The 15873-nt window shown below is 29.5% G+C and carries 19 protein-coding genes; 16 read left to right on the top strand and 3 right to left on the bottom strand.

Going from position 1 to position 15873, the window contains the following annotated elements; genetic code table 11:
- Window positions 1–52: 52 nt before the first annotated feature.
- The 6 genes from EPK97_RS17935 (at window position 53) to EPK97_RS17915 (ending at window position 4693) form a co-directional block, all read left to right on the top strand.
- A complete protein-coding gene (locus EPK97_RS17935) occupies window positions 53–901 on the top strand; it encodes a S1 RNA-binding domain-containing protein (RefSeq protein WP_162038008.1) in 849 nt (282 codons plus the stop codon).
- A 74-nt stretch (window positions 902–975) separates the two neighbouring features.
- Window positions 976–1605: a hypothetical protein gene (locus EPK97_RS17930; protein ID WP_162038007.1), complete on the top strand. Its 630-nt coding sequence runs from the start codon at window positions 976–978 to the stop codon at window positions 1603–1605.
- 6 nt (window positions 1606–1611) lie between these two features.
- Window positions 1612–1848 carry a DUF5683 domain-containing protein gene (locus EPK97_RS22650; protein ID WP_420826809.1) on the top strand — a complete coding sequence of 79 codons (237 nt, stop codon included), beginning with the start codon at window positions 1612–1614 and terminating at the stop codon, window positions 1846–1848.
- Between the two features lie 802 nt (window positions 1849–2650).
- Window positions 2651–3136: a hypothetical protein gene (locus tag EPK97_RS17925; RefSeq protein WP_162038006.1), complete on the top strand. Its 486-nt coding sequence runs from the start codon at window positions 2651–2653 to the stop codon at window positions 3134–3136.
- Window positions 3102–3686 (top strand): hypothetical protein, encoded by a 585-nt coding sequence (locus tag EPK97_RS17920; RefSeq protein ID WP_162038005.1) that lies wholly within the window; start codon window positions 3102–3104, stop codon window positions 3684–3686. The genes EPK97_RS17925 and EPK97_RS17920 overlap by 35 nt, the downstream gene beginning before the upstream one ends.
- Before the next feature lie 17 nt (window positions 3687–3703).
- Window positions 3704–4693, top strand: coding sequence for a DUF7957 family protein (locus EPK97_RS17915; RefSeq protein ID WP_162038004.1), 990 nt, complete (start codon window positions 3704–3706; stop codon window positions 4691–4693).
- Window positions 4694–4818: 125 nt separating this feature from the next.
- On the opposite strand, the gene EPK97_RS17910 is transcribed toward EPK97_RS17915, so the two are convergent.
- Both EPK97_RS17910 and EPK97_RS22645 read right to left on the bottom strand, forming a co-directional pair.
- Window positions 4819–5226 carry a hypothetical protein gene (locus EPK97_RS17910; protein WP_162038003.1) on the bottom strand — a complete coding sequence of 136 codons (408 nt, stop codon included), beginning with the start codon at window positions 5224–5226 and terminating at the stop codon, window positions 4819–4821.
- 176 nt (window positions 5227–5402) lie between these two features.
- A complete protein-coding gene (locus EPK97_RS22645) occupies window positions 5403–5522 on the bottom strand; it encodes a putative holin-like toxin (protein WP_420826808.1) in 120 nt (39 codons plus the stop codon).
- 679 nt (window positions 5523–6201) lie between these two features.
- On the opposite strand from EPK97_RS22645, the gene EPK97_RS17905 reads away from it, so the two are divergent.
- From EPK97_RS17905 to EPK97_RS17865, 9 genes are all read left to right on the top strand, one after another.
- Window positions 6202–6552, top strand: coding sequence for a hypothetical protein (locus EPK97_RS17905; RefSeq protein ID WP_162038002.1), 351 nt, complete (start codon window positions 6202–6204; stop codon window positions 6550–6552).
- Between the two features lie 58 nt (window positions 6553–6610).
- Window positions 6611–7627: an LAGLIDADG family homing endonuclease gene (locus EPK97_RS17900; RefSeq protein WP_162038001.1), complete on the top strand. Its 1017-nt coding sequence runs from the start codon at window positions 6611–6613 to the stop codon at window positions 7625–7627.
- 665 nt (window positions 7628–8292) lie between these two features.
- Window positions 8293–9060: a ParA family protein gene (locus EPK97_RS17895; RefSeq protein ID WP_162038000.1), complete on the top strand. Its 768-nt coding sequence runs from the start codon at window positions 8293–8295 to the stop codon at window positions 9058–9060.
- A complete protein-coding gene (locus tag EPK97_RS17890) occupies window positions 9047–9412 on the top strand; it encodes a hypothetical protein (RefSeq protein ID WP_162037999.1) in 366 nt (121 codons plus the stop codon). Before EPK97_RS17895 ends, EPK97_RS17890 begins: the two co-directional genes overlap by 14 nt.
- Before the next feature lie 180 nt (window positions 9413–9592).
- Window positions 9593–11041, top strand: coding sequence for a hypothetical protein (locus tag EPK97_RS17885; RefSeq protein WP_162037998.1), 1449 nt, complete (start codon window positions 9593–9595; stop codon window positions 11039–11041).
- A 927-nt stretch (window positions 11042–11968) separates the two neighbouring features.
- Entirely contained in the window at window positions 11969–12940 is a 972-nt protein-coding gene (locus EPK97_RS17880) for a hypothetical protein (protein WP_162037997.1), read from the top strand.
- Window positions 12941–13727: 787 nt separating this feature from the next.
- Entirely contained in the window at window positions 13728–13880 is a 153-nt protein-coding gene (locus EPK97_RS17875) for a hypothetical protein (protein ID WP_162037996.1), read from the top strand.
- A 170-nt stretch (window positions 13881–14050) separates the two neighbouring features.
- Window positions 14051–15199 (top strand): hypothetical protein, encoded by a 1149-nt coding sequence (locus tag EPK97_RS17870; RefSeq protein WP_162037995.1) that lies wholly within the window; start codon window positions 14051–14053, stop codon window positions 15197–15199.
- Window positions 15171–15323 carry a hypothetical protein gene (locus tag EPK97_RS17865; RefSeq protein ID WP_162037994.1) on the top strand — a complete coding sequence of 51 codons (153 nt, stop codon included), beginning with the start codon at window positions 15171–15173 and terminating at the stop codon, window positions 15321–15323. Before EPK97_RS17870 ends, EPK97_RS17865 begins: the two co-directional genes overlap by 29 nt.
- Before the next feature lie 67 nt (window positions 15324–15390).
- Here the strand turns inward: EPK97_RS17865 and EPK97_RS17860 are convergent, their stop codons facing one another.
- Window positions 15391–15552, bottom strand: coding sequence for a hypothetical protein (locus tag EPK97_RS17860; RefSeq protein ID WP_162037993.1), 162 nt, complete (start codon window positions 15550–15552; stop codon window positions 15391–15393).
- 167 nt (window positions 15553–15719) lie between these two features.
- Here EPK97_RS17860 and EPK97_RS17855 point away from each other — a divergent pair.
- On the top strand, window positions 15720–15873 hold a 154-nt coding region (locus EPK97_RS17855; RefSeq protein ID WP_162037992.1), incomplete at its 3' end, for a helix-turn-helix domain-containing protein.

Here is a 15873-nt window from a genome sequence, read left to right as displayed (position 1 = left end):
ACATGAGGTCAAATGAAATAGTAAAATAATTATATAATTGGAGGAATTTATTATGAGTAATGATAATGTTTTACAGTTTGCACAACCTGAAGGTTTTACTGGCATCAAAAAAGAGTTTGTACAAGATCCTTGGCAAGATTTATATGCTGCTAGACAAAATAGAACAGTATTGCAGGGTATTCCCACTCAAATAGAAGAACACACGTTAAGCGAGAAAAAAATACTAACTGTCGTGATTATGATGCATGGAGTTAAACTTCTACTACCTTTCAGTGAAACTTGCTTAAAAGACACAAAACTGAATGAAAACCGTAATAGACTTAGAAAATTGATTGGCCGTAATATTGCATACGTAGTCATTGGAATTGATCGTGAAAATAACTTAGCTATCATTTCTAGAAAGGCTGCAAAAGATAAAATGGCGAAAACATTTTGGAAGAATGCAAAATTAAATAAAATTATTCCAGCTGTTGCCCAGGAAGTCCATTACAACAATGTTTTAGTTGATTTAGGTGGGGTTGAAGTGATGATCCCTGCACCAGAGATTAGTCATGGATGGGTACATGATGCTAGACAAATCATAGAGGTTGGCGATGCTTTTGATGTAAAAATAACATATGTAAACAAAGAAGAAAATGATATTCAAGTGAGCATAAAAGAACTCCTTCCTAGTCCATATCCTGATTGTCTAAAACGATATAACAAAGGTAATGAGTACTTAGGAACAGTAAGTGGTATAGCTGAATTTGGAATATTCATCAATTTAGAACCAGGAGTTGATGCTATTATTCCACATTTATCAAAAAGAAAAGTTAAATTAGGAGATAACATCCTTATTAAAATTAGAGAGATAAAAGCTAATGAAAAGAAGATTTATGGTACTGGTATTAGGGTGATTTAAATCTCTTTTTTCCATGCCCTCGCTACCTACGAGGGCTCTACTTAACAATAGATGAAGAAAAGGAAGGAAAGAATATGCTTTTTAAGGATACACCAATACCAATCCAACTCAATCATAGAGAAGAAACAGCTTTGCTATATTTGAGCTTTTGCGGTGTTATGCAATTTAGACAACTCAGTCGTTTTTTTAAGCCATTTGAGGCAAAAATGAAGGTCAATAAAATGATAGAAAAAGGCATTATTCAAAAAAATACAATCTACAAAAAAAGCAAAGATAATAAACCGAAAGTCATATACCAACTCACAGCTGAAGGAATGAAGATAATTAATAAAATCCCTAGTTCCATTCGATCAAATGAGTATCTAGGTTTACTTTGCATAGCTGAATTAATTACAAAATTGTATGAAAGCATTCCTATTCAACTAAAACGATTTAAAATGCCGTATCGAGTCATTGAAGTAGCAAATATGGAACTCTATATCTCATATATTCGAGAGGATTTGCGATTACTTAAGAATCAAAAGCATATAATCATCGGTCAATCGTTCTATGACCTCAAATCTCATACTCAATCAAAAGAATTTGTTCGATATGCATTACAAAATGAACTCTTTTTAGAACCTACAGACCGTTTGTTTTACAAATATGAAAATGATGAATGGATCAAAGAGATCAATGCAATGTTTGCCCCACAACAACAATAATTAAAGGTGTTGAAACGTTTGAAACCATACACAGCAGCTGGTTTAATGAGTTTAATTTTTCCTGGTATAGGTCAGATGTATAATCGCCAATTCTATAAAGCAATATTATTCTTTGTTATTCACTATATTAATTTTCAGCTACTCTTTACGATCAAACTCGGTTATGTTTTTTATTTAATAGCGACTGTTTGGTCAGTATATGATGCTTATCACGTATCAAAAGCAAAATATAATGTGGAGTAAAAATGTGAGGTGTTTGTTTGAAAAAATTATGGCTAGCTAATAAAATACCCTTCATTATATCTGTAATTATGTCAGTTTTATTCGTTATTTACATTTTAGTTATGAGAACGATAGAAACAAATGAAATTTATTCTAATTTCATCTTTTTTATCTTTGGTATTATTTCACTCGCCCCATTCTATATTCCATATTTAATTACTTACTTGTTTAATATAGAAGAAACATCATTTTTTGCTCAAGCAATAAGTACTTTTATCTTTTATTTCATTTTTAGTCATCTTGTAATACGCATACTTAAATTTGTAAAGCGTAAATGGATTGCTCTCCTGATTATATTGTTATCATATCTAATACTAGTTGGTCTCTTTCTGTTTGTCGCTATTGTATCTGGTTTTGATTGATCTTTTAAAAGACGAGATCATAATAAAACCCTGTTATAATGTAGTCTAACGGAGTAAAATGTATAATTTAAACACAATATAATACATTCAAATACATTATATTATATTTAATTATAGTACAATGTATTATACTATAACACATTAAAATGAAAGTCTTCATTTTGTAGATTTTTTATCACTTAGTAAACCATTTTTCTTTCCTAATTTTTTTGCTATTTTTGTGATTTGTTTGGCTTCACTTTTAGTTAAAATAGACATAGTTACTCATGTCTCCTTTCATCTTTAAAAAAATATAATATTAGGTATGTCCCTCTCCCCTCTCTCATACAATCTAGTAAGTGGAATTTTGGAATTCTGACTCTAGGGTAATCCTAAAATAGATCCAAAAGGAGAGATGTATAGTGAGTGAAATCATATTACCTATTACTAGTACTAGTATTAACCAAAACAATAAAAGTATAAACTTGCCAAATAAAACAAAAAGTGAAGTGAAAAATAGAAAATCAAGAAGTGATAAACTATTCCCACGAAAGTTTCCTGTTAGTGATGAAATGAGAAAAGAAATTAGGAAGTGGTTTATCGTATACAAGAAAGTATGTAGAACTGAATCCATTACTGAGTTTAATACGATGTTATTAAGATTTGGCTTCAGAAATTTAGACATATTACGAAATGATTTTAAATATGTAGATTCAGGAATCTATAAAACGGTAAAACCAAACAAACTTGAGAAATCTTATATTACTGATATTGGTGGATTAGTTGACGAATGGGGCGTTTCAGAACGTAAAGCTATACATCAAATCATTTGTTCAGTCCTGGTCTATCTTCAAAATGGAGGAGGATTGACTTATGAAGAAATTCAGCCAATTAAACTTCATAAATAAAGCCATTATAGGGGACTCAGGAGAGGTTCTAAATGGGCTTTTTAGTAGCAAATATGCAAAGTTAGATATTAGACTCCCTGAATATGATTTTAAACGCGGAAAAGTACTTGTGGGAGACATTAATAAATTATTAGATCCAGAAGATGAAAAATTAACGATCACAGAATTAATTAATTTGCTGTATGAAAACCTTCTTCGAGAAATTTTGACTAACAAGGAACATCATTTCATAGAAAGCATTGCTTATGCTTATATGGAGAAAAAGAGTAATTATAGAGTTTTCCAAAACACTGAAGTTGTATGGCCTGACAATCAATTCCCTACTACTAAAGCACTTAGGAAAAATTATTCAATTATTGATATCCCAATTAAAATATTAAAAGAAGCAACTCTACGAGGGGAGGTATTGCTACATGATATGTTTGAAGCATACTCTGAATTTAATGTAACCTTGGAAGAGATCATTGCTATACATTACATAGATGTTATGTCAGAAATAAAAAAAGGCAACAATGCTGTGGTTAGAAACATCATTAAAAACTTAAGTTAACCTCAAATGAATAAGGAGTGAGACCCATTAAAGATAATGATTTAAATTTACCTAATCAACTTTTTCATTATCATATGTCTAATACAGAAAATGCAAAATTTGAAGATTTTAAAATTACAATAATTGATATCTGTAATAAATTAAACATTTCTAATGAATATTTCGACTATGTTAGAAAAGCGATAAATAGTGATTGGGAATATAGAGTTGGATATAAGGATGATTGCGGTTTTTTTTCTGTTTTTGGTGAAAGAGGAAATCACATGATCCAAGAGGGATTTCCAGAAAGCTACTGGCATAAAGCAACTTTCTTATTCTTAAAGGATATATTCTGGGGTATTGGTCAAAGTATGGAACTTTCAAACCGTAAGGAATTAGAAAAACGATGGAGTAATAGCTTCAGTGCAAGTTACGACTCTCGTAAATTTTCTTTTGAATACATGATACAAATGCTTTCCAAAGTATTCGATAAATCTTTTTTACAAGATACTATTGAACAATATACTAGTTATTTAAACAGATGGTTTTATATTGACCATTGGGCATTTAATAAAGATACTATGACGTTCATTGAAATAAGTGATTCTTTAAAACATAGTAGTAAAAATTCTATTTGGGTTGAAAACGATATAGAAAATAATAAATCGATATTACATATAGAGAAAAACACAGTATCATTTGATGGAATAATAAATAATCTCATTGAATTTGAGAATATAGTCTGTATTCAATTAGACTATGACACTAATCGCAAATATCATAATAACAACCATGCAACGGTTTTAGATCTAATATTGAATAATATATATGGTGTAGGACTAGATGCAAAAGTGCGCTGGAATATCAAAGATATCTTGAAACAACACTTAGGACAGCAACATGATGAGTGGTATACTGAAATGCATTGCCAAGCTGAAAACGTCCTTCGTGTCTTTACTTTTCGAAGTATTACATTTGATATTGATATGAAAACATTAAAGGTAATGAATAAGATATTTGCAAAATGAGAATAGTCATCAATTATTAGAAATATGTTTTGATTATGTTTACGTTTACGTATACATAATCATCTGTATAAACAAAAACATATGTGTATGTAAAAATTTTTTTGATTTTTCATATAACCTGCAATCTATTTTTTTAAATAACGTGTCTTTAGTTTTTCATTTCTTAAATTATTATGTTTTACCTTTGATCTTTCCTTATTTTCAATTACAAAATCTAATACCCCTATTACTCGACTAAGTTTCCCCACATAGCTAAAGAGTAAATATATTAAAATACTTATTGCTAGAGTGCATTTCATTATAAAATCAAAACTATTTCCATCCTTAACTATATTACTACTTAACCAAATACTTACTGCGAATAATAAAAACGAAAATACAATAGGCATTCTATTAAATAGTTCTAATTCTCGTTTTACTCCAATTCTAACTTTCTTTAAATATTCTAAATCATAAAGTTTATATACATCTATATCCTTATTGATCTTCTTATTCATTCTTTTTGTAATACCATAAATACCTTTTAACTTCATTATCTAGCCTCCCTCTTGTAATTGTGTTCGACAAAAATTAGAATATAAACCTTGATACTATTGATGTGGGTATACGTACATATTTACACAAACGTATACGTGTATAATCTTTATTATGGTTATTGAATTATGGTTTAATTCAATAACCGTTAAAGAAAGGTAGGCTTTGGTTCTTATTACAAATGGACCTCAACCATTTGCTGAAGGACCGTCCATTTCTTGTTCTTAACATATAGTAAAGCTATAATTAATAACCCGAAGGTTTGCATTAAAGAAATAGCTTGATAAACTGTCAATGGACATCACCCCCTATCTTTAAAAAGTGAGGGATCAGCCTACCGCCCTTCCAACTACTCTATTATATAACTTTACTCCATGCAAAGTTATATATATATTAATCAATGAATAGAATAGATACATACAGGCAAAGTTTCCTATGCAATACGACAATACAGAAGATAGACCGAATCCTTTTAATTTGGACGGTCTATTTAAAATGATGCGCCTAAGTAAACAAATTTGTATAGGTTTACGTAAAGATTTATGTATGTGTTTCTGTTTATGTTTACGTGTACATATTTGTGTTTAATTATGTAAATATTTTTGTATATGTTTTAGTTTATGTATAGGTTGAGGTATGCGTTTAAGTTTTAATGTACGTATATATTTACGTTAAGGTATATGTAAGTTTGAGATATAAGAATAAGAGTAAGAGTACATATAGAATTTCCTAATGTGCTCTTTTTTATTATTCCTACAGGTTCAACCTCAAACAATGTGAAATCCCTTTCTAAACTTTATTCAGTTTCTTGTGGTGTTGCAGCAGCTTTACCATGTACAGATCTCGAATATAAAAATAACTTCTAAGTGAAACTAGACATATTGTTAAAACTTGGATATAATCATAAATAAGGTTTACATTTAATGTTTAACTTTTATGTTTTCATTATTGTATTAATTAAGGAGAGGTCTAGGATGAAAGACAAAAAATATAATAAAGAAGAATTTCTAACTAATCTAAATAAGAAGAAAAGTAAGTTGAAAGTGGAGGATACTCATACACGTGCTACATATTTAATAGAGAATGACATTTTAAAAAAGATAAATGCGCTATCTGAAAAAAAAGAAAAAGGATTTAAAACAGAGTTTGTTAATTTTGCACTTATGAAAATGCTGCATGAATGGAATGAGAATGACACTTTTGCAATTAGTGAAAATGAAACTTTGCTTAGTCGTTTAGATAAGTATGTAGTGGATTCAGAAAATCAAGAACAAATGGAAAAGTTAGAACATATTCTCCAGGTGGTCTTTGAAAAAAAAGATTGATAAATATTTATGGAATGATAAAACAAGAATTTTACTGGACGAAAGGAGAGTGAGATTATTGGATGGAATGGATGGGAGTGCAGGTTTGGACGAAAAAATGTCAATAATCGAAACAAATATCTGCTTATATTGCAAATCTAGATTCATTCCAAAGAGAAATACAAAAGGCTTATTTTGCAAAAGAGACTGTTTTAATTTTCATTGGAGTAAAAATAAAATCAACAAATATGAATGTAATCATTGCAATAAAGTTTTTACTCGTTATAAAACTCATTATCCTGATCGTAAAAATAAATATTGTTCTAAAGAATGTAGTGATAAAGCAAAGATTCAAGAATTTGATCCAACTGTATTTCGTTTTGATATAAAAAAATACAGTTACTTTAAACCTAAAAATTCTTTAGGTGATTATAGTAAGTTTAGAAAAGTAAGAAAATCAAAATATGAAGTAGATCATGAGTTTTTTAAACAGGGAGTGATAAATGAGGAGACAGCTTATCTATTAGGGGTACTGATAACAGATGGATATGTATTTTATGACTATAAGTCACATGTTTTGCTAAAACAAATGGATAAAACAATCTTAGAAATAATGAAAAAAATATTAAAAAGTAGTCACCCTATCCAAACTTATAAAAATGATGCACCTAGAGTGTGTATTAGTGGGCGAAGATTAGCACATGATTTGGATGCTTTAGGATGTGGTCAGAATAAATCGTACACTGTTACATTTCCCCAAATAAAAAAAGAATTGCAAAAACACTTTATAAGAGGAATTTTTGATGGCGATGGTTCTTGGAATAAAAGAAAAAATAGAAGAGAAGTTAATCTCAAATTTCATGGTAACGATAGGTTATTATTTGGTATTTACGATACAATAAGAACCCATTTAAACATTCATCCACAAAGCCTTGAATATCCAATAGATACAAATAAAAATTATAAAATGAAAACTTATGCCGTTTTAAAATATAATACTAATTCATCAAGAGCCATTTCGGATTGGATTTATATAGATGCTAAATTTTTTGGAGAAAAAAAATATAGCTCTATATATGGCAGTATACTGCCATAATTACCTAACTAATAATAGAGGATTTGGATTGTATAGATATAATTTCTGAACTTGAACCTCTCATCACTAGAAGTAACGAGATTCTTAGAAACACCAGCGTAACCGCCAGTTATCTTAGCAAGCTCTGCCGGTAGACCTGCAGAATTTTAAATTTGATTGCTTGGTTGTAGTTTTAAAAGATATATTGATCAAAAATATCAGATGGACAATTAATGATTTTGGAAGTCATTAGGTACATTAATAATAAGTCTCATAGTAACATTTATACTATTTTTTGTACTCGTATTAATATTTACTAGTATTTTTTTATTATAGTTTAATTCATACAGCCTTTGCTACACATCTAAATAAGGGCTGTTTTTTTCAATCTTTAATATTTTTCTCTTTTTCATTTTTCCTTAAATCATATATTTGTATTGTGGAAATATCTTCATGATTTACAACAAATTTTAATACACTGGTCATATCTACTTCAGTGTTCAAATCAGTGTACGTATAGGTGTACATATATACAAAATTCAATTATACTTAAGAAAGATACGGAAGGAATAAGCGCATTTATCAGTTGTTTCTAGATGTGTATGTTTATGTGTACATTTTTGAATAGCTATAAAGGGATTTTTATTTGATTGTTGAATTATATATTATATATGGGGTGTGAAAAAATGGCGATTGTTATTAATTTTGGTAATCATAAGGGTGGCGTTGGGAAGACGACATCAGCAGCTATTACAAGTTATTTATTATCAAAAACAAATAAAGTATTGGCAGTAGATTTTGATTCTCAAGGGAATTTAACCTCTTTTTTATCACAACGTAATATTTATGATTTTGAAGGTAAAACGGTTCTTCAAGCGGTGAAAGAGAAGAATCCTAGACCTTACATTTATTCAGTATCAGATACATTGGATATTTTACCAGCTGAAGATTTTCTTTCTACACTTTCACAGTTTTTATATAAGGAATATAAAGGTGATCCGAATCTACTTTTAAAAGAAACATTAGATGTTGTGCACAATGATTATGATTATATTATTATCGATTGTCCTCCGAATCTTGGGGAGCAAACGATTAATGCTTTAAGTGCAGCTGATTATGCTGTAGTGTTACTTCAATCTGAGCCATTTTGTTTCGATGCTTTGGATCGTTATTTAGAATTTTTAGAAAGTATTCAAAATAAAACAAATCCAAAATTATTGTTGGCAGGTATATTAACATCGATGTTAGACGCAAGAACAATAATTGATACATCGATATTAGATCAAGCTAGAATTGATTATGAAGATATCGTTTTTAATACGGTTATTAAGAGAAGATCAAGAATCAAAGAGTTTACGATTACAGGGATTTCTGATCATACTAAGCAAGATAAAACTGCGTTACAACAATATATGGAATTTACAGAGGAGTTGAAACAACGTGTCCAAAAATAAAAAAGAAAAATTCTCTAATTTACTACAATCTAAATCTTCAGAAGGGTCCACAAATAAAGAAGCTCATAAACAATTATTAGAATCAGAAGAAAAGAAAAATGATAAAAAAAATGACAATGAAATTAAGAGTGTAAATGATATGGTGAGGGATTTATCACAAACAATAACTAGTAAACCTTTATTTGAGGATTTATATACTAGAAAAACATTTTATATCAATAATGATTTACTAGAGGCTCTTATTAGTTTAACGAGTGGTTCTAGGGGGGCTCAGACAGAGTTTGTAAATGATGCAATTAGACTTCATTTCAAGAAACTTCATGATGATTTAAATAGGTCTACTAGTTCTTAAATATGATCAATTTTTAACTATGATAAGAGGAGATATATGTACACGTATGTGTTTATGTATACACACGTTTATTTCTGATCAATGTTTTCAACATGATTTATATTTGTAATTATCATAATGGAGACATCTTTTAAAATGCGTTACAATGGAAATAGATATAATTGATAGGGAGGTAGGCTGATGGGTGTAAATATCCAGGAGATACCAAGATTTGTCTTCGATGAATTGCATATCCTCATCGGAGATAAGACTAAAGAAAAATTATTCAAGTTTGTACTTACAGAACATAGTACAGATCAAAAACTCTCTTTCGATACCTACATACAGGACACCATGAATAATATCTTTTTTAATAATGATGATGTTGTAGATTTATTAGAAATTAAAACAAATTATCATAGACGCAGACAAATGACCAAAAAAAATTGGTTTAAGCAGCTAATAAAAGAAGTAGATGGAAATAATTACACACCTATTCATGAGGAACGAGAAGTTTTATTAAAGTTTCTCGAAAGAAAGAGTGCAGATGATCGTCTAAAAGGTGCACTCAAAAATATTAAAGTACCACAAGAATTTATAACTTCCAGATTGATGGAAATAGAAGAGTGGGCAAAAGAACGTAATGAACGTTTAACGGACTTTCCTTATCTAGAAAAAAAACAAAAATACCAAATCGAAAAAGCATTTGAGAACGATTTTGTGTGTATCATTTGCGATTTCTTAAAAAATTCACCAAAAAATTGGATCACACACAGATTTAAAGATTTAATTGAAAATCCAGTATTTGCTGATGGTAAAGCAAAATTAAAAGGAAATATCCTATTTGATGAAGAACAACAGTCCACAATTGTATATGATGACTATAAATTAAGTGATAATCGAGTCGTTCGATCCTTAGTAGCTGTGAATGATGATGAGGAAGTTCAACTAGACAAAATGTTTTTACTCGATGATACGGATTCAGAAATTATTGAACACGTTATGGAGAACAGAGACGAACGTTTTTATACAGAGAAAAAGATTATTTTTGATTTACGCCCTCTATTAACTAGAGTCTATGGAAATACTAGCAAAAAAGCATATGAACTAGCAACAAAGCGTTTAACTAAAATTGGGCGTTTCAGTATTGAAGGCAGAACTACAGGAGCTAATAAAGATACGAAAACAACCTTCCTATATAACTTGTTTCAAGAAGTGAAGGTTACAAAAGAAGAAGCGACCGGTCGTGTTTATGCTGAAGTCAAATTCTCAGATACACTTCACCAACAATTCATTACAAAACAGACTGTACAAATTTACAGTCATCTCATTCATAGATTAGAAAATAGATTGTCAAAAATCTTAATCTACGCTTTTCAAAAAGAGCGACTAGATGCTTTTTTGCAAGGCTGTGACATGAAAAGTAACTTTGAATATAACTTCTTTTCTGACCGGATTAGATTCCGTTCAAAAAGAATTGATAGCAATTTAAAGTTAATAGAATCTTCACTTCAAGAGTTTAAAGAAGCGAAAATATTGGTTGAGGATTATAAAAGAATAGGAAATGGATTTGAGATTATTCTGACTCCACTTACTGAATCAGAAAAAGCAGATTTCTTTATATCTCCTGCTAAATCTCTTATCCCATGATCTATATCTTTTTACAAAATACACGTACTTTATAATGTAAAAAGTGTGGATTTTTACACCTTACAGTGTAAAATTCACTCTTTTTTTATTATCCTTATATACTTTTTTACGAATTTCACGTACTCCATCACATCTTTTTACTATATACACGTACTTTATTAATGGTTTTTACGAATTTCACGTACTTTACTATTTTTTCAAAAGAAAATTACGTGATTACTATATTTCACTCAAAATTTCAAAGTGCGATTCTCCTTATATGAGGGTAAAATAGTGCTCCTTTTTACGAAACTCACGTACTTTCTATACATTTTTACGAAAATTGTGTACCTTAAACTAAGCTTTTTACATTTATCGCGTACCAAAATCAGGAAAGTTTTTTTCGTTTTTTTTAAATTATCAAATAATCCTTTAATGAGAGGGCTTCCAGAGGTTTTTACAAAAATAGCGTACCAAACTTATAGCTTATAAATATAGGCTTTTTACATAATACACGTACTTTGATAACACTTACACAATTTTGGTAAAGTTGCTATAATGTTCACAGGACAGATGTCGAAAACTAAATATTGATGACGAAAAGATATTTTCCTTTAAACAACAAAAAGCTTCCATTGGTAGTGGAAGCCGTCCATTGATAGAATGTAGGTAACATTCTACATATTTCAATTGGTAAATTAACCCGGAACCCATTGGCTGGTAACCAATGGATCAGACGTCCCTAGTTGTTAGTAGCAACAAGGAACACAATTAAAACATTTAAAACCTTGTTTTCAAAAAATGAAAAACTAAGGCTCTTTTTCTTATTGTCAAAATTAAGAGTAAGTCTATCTTTTTTATTATACAAAGATATAAAGATACATTCAACAATATTGGATAAAATTGTTACTAATTTTTGAATTAATTACTAAAGAGGTGAATTTTTGTATGGAAATTTTAAGATGGAAACAATTTATTTCATGGGAAGAACACTCTAAAGACACTATCGATGTTAAAAAATCATATATTGATATGGCTGATGATCTTATGGCAGGTATTTTATTATCGCAAATTATATACTGGTATTTACCCGATAGTAACGGTAATACCAAGCTAAGAGTAAAAAAAGAAGGACACTTTTGGATTGCAAAAGAAATAAAGGAGTGGTACGAAGAAATACGATTTACAAAAAAGCATTATATGACGGCAATAAAAAAATTAATAGAAAAAGAAATTATAATTAAAAAAATTTTTAAATTCAAAAATAAAACAACAACACATATCCGACTTAATATCCCTGTTTTTCTGCAAGAACTAAATAAAATTTTAAACAATTATGAAGAGAAACTAAGTCCTGAAATTGACGAATTTAATACGTATCTTGAAAAAGAAATGGACATAAAACCTATGTCAGACGTAGGAAGTACCAAATCGGAACTTCTAGAAATGCCAAATCGAAATTTTGAGAAGTACCAAATCGGAACTTCTAGAAATGCCGAATCGGGTCCTCCTATAACAAAGAGTACTACAGAGAGTACTGCAAAGAATATTACAAAAATAAAAAAAGAAGATGAAGAAGATAATAACGCGCATGCGCGCGAAGAATCAGCTATCCATTTTTTATATCAAAAACTAGAATCTAAATCATTAACCCAAAATGAAAAAGAGTTTTTTAAACAATGTAAAAGATATAAATATATGGACGAACATGTAGCCTTACTTTTTAATCTAGTAAAAGATATAATCAATGAGGTTGATTTTGAAGCAATTAGGCGATCTATTACCATATTTGAAATTAATATGATGAAAAAGAATATCAAAAAACCATTTAATAGCGATTGGTTAAAAACAACGCTTCAAAACGAATCTATGTACTTACAATATGATAAAAATAAAGAATATGCTGTAAACAGCTTTTAGTAAATTTTAATTATATTATTTATGCAGAAGTAAATAACGAGACTCAATACATATTTTAAAAGTTATATCCATTTCAAAATATTATGTTGCAGCTCAAATGAAAATGTATTAAAATAAACACATATATTCATTCCATTCTTTTCCTATATGCGGAATGAAATGAATACCTCTTTTAACAAAAGAGAAGAAATCTATTTTTTTAAATAGATAACCCAAGTAGCTTAATCAAAGATAACGGGTCAAGTTCAAAATAGAAATGTTTTGAAATAAGCAACGTTTCTCATGTATCAAAATAGGATGATACTCGCTGATAAAATTAGAGGAACAAAAAAATCATACTTGTCAGATTCTGTATTCAGAGATCTGAAAAAAAAGAAACAAAGTGTGTTCATTCAAAATTGAAGCATACTTTTTTTGTATTTAAATTTAAGGAGGGAGGGAGTCCCTTGTCGCATTTATTAGGACAAGGGGTCATCCCTATCCTTATAATAGATGTGATACTGGACGAAAAAATTGAATGTATATAAGCAACCAGTAGTGTTTGCTAGTCAAAAGGTCGTATGAACTCTTTTTAGAGTTTTGCGGTCTTTTTTTATTCAAAAAAAATTAGGAGGATAAAAAATTGAATGTAAAAGGGCGTATCATAGATCGTTATACTGAAGAGCAACGTATAGCGATCAGAATGATTAGTTTGCCAAGTGATTGCACGAAAGAAGACTCGTAATCAATATAAAGCCTTATGTCCGTTCCATAGCGATGTTGATTATCGTGTAGAAGAGAAGGCAAAATGGTTACAAAAAAAACTGAAAAAGAAAAAGATTATATCAGTATACGAAGTATTTCAAAAAATCTACCTTCCATTAAGCAAAAAATGAGGTGGGCACAAATCTGCGCCACTTTGGGCGGAGTTTGTGAAAATGAAAAATATAGTACTAGTTGAAATTTTTAATATACTTGAAAATGTCAATAAACAACTACAAAGAAGAAGGTCAGATATATATCCATTACCTATCAAAAGTGAGACTCATTAGTCCAATTGGTTATTAACCCGATATATGGATGGTTATGGTAGGGTATAAATGTGGACAAGCCTAAAAGGAGAGATTATAAATGGACAAAAATAATAAAAAAACATATATGAATAGAGTGCTTGAGTTGTCAAAGACATACGATAAGGCTATGAAGCAGTTTCGTGACCAGTACTTAGATAGTCAAGCTGGGAGACTACCAAATTGGAAATGGGTTTTACTTATGAAGCCTATTACTCAACTTGGTGCTATAAAGAAAATAAAAAATCAATTCATGGAATTAGTTACACGATCCCTTTCACTTCCAATAATAGGGGCAACTGTTTTGCCATTTGTACAAGCTGATGTTTTGTTTGATACAAAAATTTGGGCAACCTTGTTCTTGTTGATAGGCTATATTGTTGTGTTAGGAGTAAACTTCCGTGATATGGGTAAATTAAAGAATCCTAGTTTTCATATAGATGTATATAAATTAGTCAAAAAGGAAGAGTATGATTTATATGCGGAGTGTTTCCGTCATGATTTTTCTTTTTCTGAACTATATCAATATATGCATGGACAAATCACGACAAGGGAAATTAATGATGAAAGATTTGCAGATAAAATGAGTGATTCTCTTTCTAAGTTAAAAACTACTTTTGATGTTGAAAAAGATGGTTATATTCAAAGATATGATGAACTACTTAATGATTATGATCTGACATTCCAACATTACGAAGATAAATTATTTGAAAATGATTATCTAATTGATTTTTTAAAAAAGATAAAAATATTTTTAGCTAGATTAGAAAACGGTAATGGCCATTGGTATGATTTAGATATCCTTCCATTTACAATATATGAAATGGATACTAGAACACAACAGATAGTAAAACGAGAGGATGTAAAAACTTTAGATGAGATAAAGAATGGAACTACATTTCATTTGAAGGATGATAACTATAAAAATCACAGTTCGGTAAAAGCCTTAAAAAATCAAGAGAATAACATTATAACTTATGAGTACGATGATTTTGATGTTATTACAATTAAAAAAAATCAACAAGATAATAAAATATGGGTATTTAATTTTATTCTAGAAAATGATGAAGACTTCAAAAAATTGCCTGATGATCAGAAGGATGGTATACTTATATTAATTATAGAAATAGTTAGTAGATTCTCATTTCTATTGTACAATAAAAAAGGATGGAGTGATCAAGGTGTTATTAGTCGAGAAAAAAATCATTAGAGAAAGAAAAATTGATTTAAATCAAGACATAAACAAACTCCTTCAAAATGATTTAAAAGAAATGCAGAAAAAAAGATCTGATCTAAAAAAAAGAGCGCAATTATTACGACTACAAAACAAATAAGCAAAGCAAGTAATGCTTTGCAAAAAATATATTAAGAGACTTTGGGTTAATAATCCAAAGTCTCTTTTTATTTTTTCTTTCTTAATTCATCTGCCCTTTTTTTTAATTCGTTGCCTTTCTTCCTTATCCTTTCATTACTTTCTCTCATAGATTTAAAGCTTTCTTCCGGATTAATTACTCTTTCTCTAGGAAATTTCACTACTTTATTTTTTGTTTTTTTAAACAACATACATATTAACTCCTTTATCTATTCCTAGCAGAAGACCCCCAACTTCAAACTAAAAAAATGTGAAACGAGTGAAAATTAAGTGGGGGGATGAATGCATCTGAACACTCGAACAGATGTTTGTAATCACTCCCTCTTTGTTGTAAAATGAAACTAAGCGAGGTGAGGAAATGTTAGTCAATAAAGCCTATAAATTTCGCATATATCCTACAAAGAAACAAGAAATCCTAATCCATAAAACGATGGGTTGCAGTCGTTTTGTGTTTAATCGTTTCTTAGGTTTGTGGAATGATACATATAAAGAAACGGGAAAAGGCTTATCGT

This window comes from Chengkuizengella sediminis (assembly GCF_010078385.1).
Lineage (GTDB): Bacteria > Bacillota > Bacilli > Paenibacillales > KCTC-33759 > Chengkuizengella > Chengkuizengella sediminis.
Note: the sequence above shows the minus strand (reverse complement) of the source record. Positions and strands in the feature narration are given on the sequence as shown.

What these genes read in the sequence shown, in the direction of transcription:
- EPK97_RS17895 (WP_162038000.1), top strand. Translation starts at nt 8,293, where the DNA reads ATGGCGATTGTTATTAATTTTGGTAATCATAAGGGTGGCGTTGGGAAG.
- EPK97_RS17935 (WP_162038008.1), top strand. Translation starts at nt 53, where the DNA reads ATGAGTAATGATAATGTTTTACAGTTTGCACAACCTGAAGGTTTTACT.
- EPK97_RS17880 (WP_162037997.1), top strand. Translation starts at nt 11,969, where the DNA reads ATGGAAATTTTAAGATGGAAACAATTTATTTCATGGGAAGAACACTCT.
- EPK97_RS17875 (WP_162037996.1), top strand. Translation starts at nt 13,728, where the DNA reads ATGGTTACAAAAAAAACTGAAAAAGAAAAAGATTATATCAGTATACGA.
- EPK97_RS17920 (WP_162038005.1), top strand. Translation starts at nt 3,102, where the DNA reads ATGAAGAAATTCAGCCAATTAAACTTCATAAATAAAGCCATTATAGGG.
- EPK97_RS17905 (WP_162038002.1), top strand. Translation starts at nt 6,202, where the DNA reads ATGAAAGACAAAAAATATAATAAAGAAGAATTTCTAACTAATCTAAAT.
- EPK97_RS17870 (WP_162037995.1), top strand. Translation starts at nt 14,051, where the DNA reads ATGGACAAAAATAATAAAAAAACATATATGAATAGAGTGCTTGAGTTG.
- EPK97_RS17860 (WP_162037993.1), bottom strand. Translation starts at nt 15,552, where the DNA reads ATGTTGTTTAAAAAAACAAAAAATAAAGTAGTGAAATTTCCTAGAGAA.
- EPK97_RS17910 (WP_162038003.1), bottom strand. Translation starts at nt 5,226, where the DNA reads ATGAAGTTAAAAGGTATTTATGGTATTACAAAAAGAATGAATAAGAAG.
- EPK97_RS17930 (WP_162038007.1), top strand. Translation starts at nt 976, where the DNA reads ATGCTTTTTAAGGATACACCAATACCAATCCAACTCAATCATAGAGAA.
- EPK97_RS17885 (WP_162037998.1), top strand. Translation starts at nt 9,593, where the DNA reads ATGGGTGTAAATATCCAGGAGATACCAAGATTTGTCTTCGATGAATTG.